General features: G+C 72.3%; 4 protein-coding genes and 1 pseudogene. 4 read left to right on the top strand and 1 reads right to left on the bottom strand.

Annotation, left to right across the window (positions count from 1 at the left end; translation table 11 throughout):
- The 3 genes and pseudogenes from PROKR_RS30170 to PROKR_RS30160 form a co-directional block, all read left to right on the top strand.
- Positions 1-308: pseudogene (locus PROKR_RS30170) on the top strand (hypothetical protein); the annotation flags it as partial.
- Complete coding sequence (locus PROKR_RS30165; protein ID WP_036971685.1) at positions 305-1513, top strand: CaiB/BaiF CoA transferase family protein; 1209 nt, start codon at positions 305-307, stop codon at positions 1511-1513. The pseudogene PROKR_RS30170 and the gene PROKR_RS30165, both read left to right, overlap by 4 nt.
- A 44-nt stretch (positions 1514-1557) precedes the next feature.
- On the top strand, positions 1558-2352 hold the full coding sequence (locus tag PROKR_RS30160; RefSeq protein WP_245606043.1) for an HpcH/HpaI aldolase/citrate lyase family protein: 795 nt from the start codon (positions 1558-1560) through the stop codon (positions 2350-2352).
- Between the two features lie 14 nt (positions 2353-2366).
- Here PROKR_RS30160 and PROKR_RS30155 read toward each other — a convergent pair whose 3' ends face one another.
- A complete protein-coding gene (locus PROKR_RS30155) occupies positions 2367-2930 on the bottom strand; it encodes a hypothetical protein (RefSeq protein ID WP_036971679.1) in 564 nt (187 codons plus the stop codon).
- Positions 2931-3159: 229 nt separating this feature from the next.
- Here PROKR_RS30155 and PROKR_RS30150 point away from each other — a divergent pair.
- On the top strand, positions 3160-3815 hold a 656-nt coding region (locus PROKR_RS30150; RefSeq protein WP_157602897.1), incomplete at its 3' end, for a 13E12 repeat family protein.

Raw genomic sequence — 3815 nt, 5'->3', positions numbered from 1 at the left:
TGCCCACGGAGGACGAGTGGCAGCTCGCGGGGGAGGCCGCGCCGTCGTCGTTCGGTGTGGAGCGGCCGGGCGTCGCGGTCTGGAGCTGGACCGAGAGCGAGCACAGCGACGGCCGCACCCGGTTCGTCATGCTCAAGGGCGGCAGCGACTACCGCGCCCCCGACTCCGACTGGTACGTCGGGGGCGGGCGGCACGCGCCGGACCACGCGGTGAAGCTGCTGCTCCCGGGGCTCGGGCTCGCGCGGGCTGCCACCGTGGGGTTCCGTTGTGCGTGGGACGTCGTCGAAGGGCCGGAGGTGTCGGCATGAGCGTGTCGCGCGACCCCGCCGTCGGCGCCCTGGCCGGACTGCGCGTCGTGGACGCATCCACGCTCTTCGCCGGGCCGATGGCGGCGATGCACCTGGGCGACCTGGGCGCTTCCGTCGTCAAGGTCGAGCACCCCACCAAGCCCGACCCGTCGCGCACGCACGGCGCGGCCAAGGACGGCGTCAACCTCTGGTGGAAGACGCTGGGCCGCAACAAGCGCACCGTCACCGCCAACCTGGGTTCGGACGGCGGGCGGGAGGTGTTCCTGGCGCTGGCCGAGCGGTCGGACGTCGTCATCGAGAACTTCCGGCCCGGCACGCTGGAGCGCTGGGGCCTGGGCTACGAGGAGCTGTCCGCGCGCAACCCGAGGCTCGTGCTGGCGCGGGTCTCCGGATTCGGTCAGACGGGTCCGTACCGCACCCGTCCGGGGTTCGGCACGCTGGCCGAGGCGATGAGCGGGTTCGCGGCGATGACCGGCGAGCCCGACGGGCCGCCCACGCTGCCGCCCTTCGGGCTGGCGGACGGCGTCGCGTCGCTCGCCACGGCGTTCGCGATCATGACGGCGCTCTCGGCGCGGGAGCGGACGGGGCGCGGGCAGGTCGTGGACACCGCGATCGTGGAGCCGATCCTTGCCATGCTCGGGCCGCAGATCACGCGCTGGGACCAGCTCGGCACGGTGCAGGCGCGGACCGGCAACCGGTCGAGCAACAACGCGCCCCGCAACACCTACCGCACCAGCGACGGGCACTGGGTGGCCGTGTCGACGTCGGCCCAGTCGATCGCGGAGCGCGTGATGCGCCTGGTAGGGCGGCCCGAGCTCGTGGACGAGCCGTGGTTCGCACGGGGCGTGGACCGGGCGCTGCACGCGGACGAGCTCGACGAGGCGGTCGGGGGCTGGATCTCTCTTCGGACGCGGGAGGAAGTGGTGGCGGCGTTCGAGGAGGCCCAGGCCGCCGTCGCGCCCGTGTACGACGCGCGGGACATCGTGGCCGACCCGCAGTTCCGGGCGCTCGGGACGATCCACGAGATCGAGGACCCCGAGCTCGGGCCCATGCTGATGCAGGGGCCGCTGTTCCGGCTCTCGGAGAACGACGGCGTCATCGGGTTCACGGGACGGCCGCACGGCGCGGACACCGACGAGGTGCTGGGGGAGCTGGGCTTCTCGGCGGAGCGCGTGGCCGAGCTGCGGGAGGCGGGGGCGGTATGACGGGGACGGCCGCGAGCGGCGGCACGCCGCTGACCCTGCTCTACGTGCCCGCCGACCGGCCCGACCGGGTGGCCAAGGCGCTGGCCTCTTCCGCGGACGCGGTGCTGGTCGACCTCGAGGATGCCGTTGCGCCGTCGCGCAAGGAGGAGGCGCGGGAGAACGCGCGGCTTTCCCTTGCTCTTGTCGGTGGCCGGTCTGTTCAGGTGCGGATCAATCACCGCAGCACGCCGTGGCACGCCGAGGATGTCGCTCTTCTTGGCTCGTTGCCCTCATCGGTGGGGGCCCGGGTGCCCAAGGTGGAATCGGTCCGTGAGGTGCAGGAGCTCGCGGAGGCCCTGCCGGGCCGGGCCCTGCACCTGCTGGTCGAGTCGGCGCTCGGCGTCGAGCGGGCCTTCGAGCTCGCGACGGCGTCGCCGCAGGTCGCGTCGATCGGCCTGGGGGAGGCGGACCTGCGCTCCGACCTGCGGGTCGACGACGAGGACGGGCTGCTCTGGGCCCGGAGCCGCATCGTGGTCGCGGCGCGGGCGGCGGGGCTGGTGGCGCCGGTGATGTCGGCCTACACGAACGTGCGGGACCTGGAGGGGCTGGCGGCGTCGTGCCGGGTGGGGCGCCGGCTGGGTTTCTCGGGGCGGACGGCGATCCATCCCGCGCAGCTCGAGGTGATCCGGGCGGCGTTCCTGCCCTCGGCCGAGGAGGTCGCGGCGGCTCGGGAGGTGCTGTCTCGGGTAGCGGGTGCGGCGGATGCCGGGGTGGGGGCGGTGGCGCTGGCGGACGGGACGTTTCTCGACGTGGCGATGGTGGAGCGGGCGCGGTGGGTGGTGGAGCTGGGGTCTGCATAGACCTGGGCTGCGTTTCAGGGGGTGGGGAAGCCGAATGCGCTCAGGACGTCGTCGAAGGTTTCCTCGACGAAGTCGGACCTCGCCCGGAGCAGCGCCTCGATCCGGCCCGGGTCGACCGCCGGGAACCCGGCCGCTGCGGCCCAGGCGATCACGTTGGCGGCGGTGTGCGGGATGTGAGCGTTCAGCCGGCGCACGAACTCGTCAGGGTCCATCCCGTCGGGGCAGAAGACCGCCTCGGGGTCGTCCTCCGCGTAGTGGAGCACCGTGTCGAGGTGCAGCGCGGTCCGCCACGGCCGGCCGCCCGGTGCGAGCCCGGTGACGATCGCGCAGTCACTGTCCAGGACCCAGGCGGAACAGGCGGGAGCCCCCGTCTCGCGGACCAGGTCGGCGAGTGCCGTCGGGCGGTCCTCGTCCCAGTAGCCCGCCTCGACGTGCACCTGCTGCCACCCTGCGTTGGTCAGCCACGCCTGGTCGACGATGACCTCGGGTGGATGACCTTCGGCGATGGATGCGAGCAGGGGGACCTCTTCGAGGGGGCCGTCGCTGCGCGCGACGACGAGATGACCGGTGGATCCCACTGGGTCTGTCCTTCCTGGGTGCTGGTGCCGGGCCACCCGTTCTGCTGTGGGCAGGTGCGGACTGTTTCGACGAGCGTTACGTACGTGTGTGCGATATGTTGATGGCATGAGGCGAACGGGTGAGGTGCTGGTTCCGGCAGGCGATGTGCAGCCTGCCGGGTCGGTGGTGCCCGGGGGCAGGGCGGTCGATGTCACTGAGGTGCGTGGGGTGCGCCAAGTGCTGGCGGGCATGATCTTGCCGGGTGCCACTGACACTCCTGCCGGCGTGCCCGCGGCAGTGCAGGCCGAGTGGGTGGATCTGCTCGGTGAGTTGGAAGCCGTGAAGAACGCGATCACCGCGACCCAGGCTCGACTCACGGTCGCCCTGGACGAGGCCACCCGTGCCGAGGAGGCGCGGCAGAGCATCCGGGCCGAGCGGCAAGGGCGCGGTATGCCCAACCAGGTCGGTGCCGCACTTCGGGTGAGTCCGCACGCGGGGGCCGGGTTCGTATCCACCTCCCGCGTCTGGATCACCCAGATGCCGTATACCTTCACCGCCCTGCAGACCGGGGTGCTGTCCCAATGGCGGGCCACCCTCCTGGTCCGCGAGACCTCACACCTGTCCGTGGAGCACCGGGCCCTGATCGATGAGGAGATCTGCGGCCCCACCCACCTGACCGAACTCGCCCGCATGAGCACCCGACGGTTGATCGCCCGGATCAAGGAGCTGGCCGCCCGGCTGGACGTGCGCGCGTGCGTGAACCGCAACGCCAAGGCCGTGACGGAACGCCGGGTCTCCATCCGCCCGGCACCCGACCTGATGGTCTACCTGACCGCCCTGGTGCCGATGGCGCAGGGTGTGCAGGCCTACGCCCAGCTCAAGACAACCGCCGATGCCGTGAAGGC

The sequence above is a fragment of the Promicromonospora kroppenstedtii DSM 19349 genome, assembly GCF_000515355.1.
Classification (GTDB): domain Bacteria; phylum Actinomycetota; class Actinomycetes; order Actinomycetales; family Cellulomonadaceae; genus Promicromonospora; species Promicromonospora kroppenstedtii.
This window is presented reverse-complemented; position numbering and strand designations above follow the sequence as displayed.